The sequence below is a fragment of the Protofrankia sp. Cr1 genome, assembly GCF_963555865.1.
In the GTDB taxonomy this organism is placed as follows: Bacteria; Actinomycetota; Actinomycetes; order Frankiales; family Frankiaceae; genus Protofrankia.
The window spans coordinates 1-2,059 of sequence record NZ_CAUVXO010000420.1 but is presented as its reverse complement, the minus strand read 5'-3'; the positions used below and the strand labels follow the sequence as shown (position 1 = coordinate 2,059).

Sequence of the window (2,059 nt, the reverse complement as noted above, 5' to 3'; positions counted from 1 at the left end):
GAGTCCGACAAACCCGAACAGGACTACACCGTCGAAGGCGCGGCCGACGACCTGGCCGCCGTATGTCGCGAACTGGGACTCGACCGCGCGATCGTCGTCCAGCACAGCTTCGACCGGATCGCCTTCGATTTCGCCAGCCGCTACCCCGAGTTCGTCCGAGGGTTGTGCGTTCTTGACGGTCCGACTCTCGCCGGCCCGGGATTCGACGAGGCCGCCCGCCAGTTCCTCACCGGCCTTGAGTCCGAGCACTGGCTGGCGGCGATCCGCGGCTTCGCCGACGAGTTGGTGTTCGCGCCGGGTACCTCCGACGATGTGCGGGAGCAGACGATCGCCGAGGTCACCGCCACCCCTCGGCACGTGCTGGTCTCGACCTGGCGGCACTTCATCGCCTACCCGTCCGAGGACGCCCTGGTCAAGATCACCTGCCCACTGCTGTACATAGCCGGCAGCTTCCCCGCCGACACCGAGCGGCTGCGTGAACTGTGCCCGCAGCTGGAGACGGCCGAGGTCCGCGGCTGCGGGCACTTGATCATGCTTGCCAACCCCGAGGCGGTGAACCGCATCCTGGCCGGATTCGTGGCGCACACCGACCCGCGACCATAGGAACCACCGGCCACCGGCGGCGGACGCGTCTGGTACCTGGTCAACCCGGACGGGACGTCGGCGGATGGCCGCGCAGTTCGCGCTCGAGCGTCTCGACCCGGTCGAGCAGGTCCAGCACGAGGCCGACGGCCGCGTAGTTCAGCGAAAGCCCGGCCCGCAGCCGTTGGATGCGACCGAGCGTGACCAGCGCGTCCGTGGTGAACCACAGCTGCCCACGGGCGTCACGCGTCGCGTCCAGCAGGCTCAGCGCGACGAACCGGCGGACCAGGTCCGGGTGCAGGCCGGCTCGCCGCGCGAGCGCGTCCACGGTCAGTCGCTGGGAACGCCGGGCGAGCGGGTAGCCCACCCGAACGGTTTCGGGCGCTGCCGGCCGGCGCTCCGGCCGCGGGTGGGCGTTCATGGTCACGTCCTCGGGGTGAAGGTCGACTCCGCGGCGAGTTGCTCGAACAGCTGGCGTTCAGCAGGGGTGAGGGTCGGGGGGACCATCACCCGGACCTCGGCGTACAGGTCGCCGGTGCCCCCGTTGGGGTTGGGCATCCCCTCGCCCCGCAGGCGCAGCCGGCGCCCGCAGGACGAACCCGCAACGACCCGGACCTTCGCCTCGCCACGTGGGGTCGTGACCGCGACGCTCGCACCGAGCGCGGCCTCCCACGGCGTCACCGGCAACTCGACGTGGATGTCCCGGCCGGAGAGCCGGTAGCGGGGATGTGGCGCGATCCGCACCGCCAGGTACAGGTCGCCGGCCCGGCCGCCAGCCCTGCCCTGCCCACCCTGCCCGGCGAGCCGGATTCGCTGTCCGTCGACCACGCCGGGGGGAATCGTGACCTGGTAGCTGCGCGGTCCGGCCGGCCCGGCAAGGGTGACGCGCCGCCGGCCACCCTGGAACGCCTCCTCCACGGTCAGTTCCAGTTCAGCCTCCTGATCGGCTCCGGGGATGGGGCCGGCCGCGCCGTGGGCGCCGAACAGGTCACCGACGAGATCCTCGAAGTCGATCCCGATCCCGATCCCGGACCCGTCGCCGTCGCCACCGACCCCCCCGCTGAAGCCCCCGTCACCACTGAAACCCCCACCGCCATCGAAGCCCTGCCCGGCGGCTGCCTCACCACCCCGTCGGGTCCGCCCGCGGCCGGCGCCGGCTCGCGCGCCTCGGCCCTGTGGACCTCGGCCGAAGCCCGCCGCGGCTGCCCGCTCGTCAAAGTCCGCCGGGATCTGGCGGTAGTCCGGCCCGAAGCGGTCGTAGCGCGCCCGGGTACCCGGGTCGGACAACACGCTGTAGGCCTCGTTGACCACCTTGAACCGCTCCTCGGCGGCCGGATCGGCGTTCACGTCCGGATGGTAGGTGCGCGCGAGCTTGCGATAGGCCTGTTGGAGTTCCTCGGCGCCTGCACCGCGTGGCACGCCGAGCACCTCGTAGTAGTCGCGTGCCATGGCTGTCAGTCCTGCTGCCGTCCACTGA

3 protein-coding genes are annotated in these 2,059 nt (G+C 71.7%); 1 reads left to right on the top strand and 2 read right to left on the bottom strand.

What is annotated here, in order from left to right:
- A partial coding sequence (locus U9980_RS22780; RefSeq protein WP_322769807.1) for an alpha/beta hydrolase occupies positions 1 to 603 on the top strand: 603 nt, incomplete at its 5' end.
- A 40-nt stretch (positions 604 to 643) separates the two neighbouring features.
- Here the strand turns inward: U9980_RS22780 and U9980_RS22775 are convergent.
- Both U9980_RS22775 and U9980_RS22770 read right to left on the bottom strand, forming a co-directional pair.
- Positions 644 to 1,003: a chaperone modulator CbpM gene (locus U9980_RS22775; protein ID WP_322749605.1), complete on the bottom strand. Its 360-nt coding sequence runs from the start codon at positions 1,001 to 1,003 to the stop codon at positions 644 to 646.
- A 2-nt stretch (positions 1,004 to 1,005) separates the two neighbouring features.
- On the bottom strand, positions 1,006 to 2,031 hold the full coding sequence (locus U9980_RS22770) for a J domain-containing protein (protein ID WP_322769809.1): 1,026 nt from the start codon (positions 2,029 to 2,031) through the stop codon (positions 1,006 to 1,008).
- Positions 2,032 to 2,059: the final 28 nt, after the last annotated feature.

Excerpts from the sequence above, each read along its gene's own strand:
- U9980_RS22775 (WP_322749605.1), bottom strand. The coding sequence starts at position 1,003 with ATGAACGCCCACCCGCGGCCGGAGCGCCGGCCGGCAGCGCCCGAAACC.
- U9980_RS22770 (WP_322769809.1), bottom strand. The coding sequence starts at position 2,031 with ATGGCACGCGACTACTACGAGGTGCTCGGCGTGCCACGCGGTGCAGGC.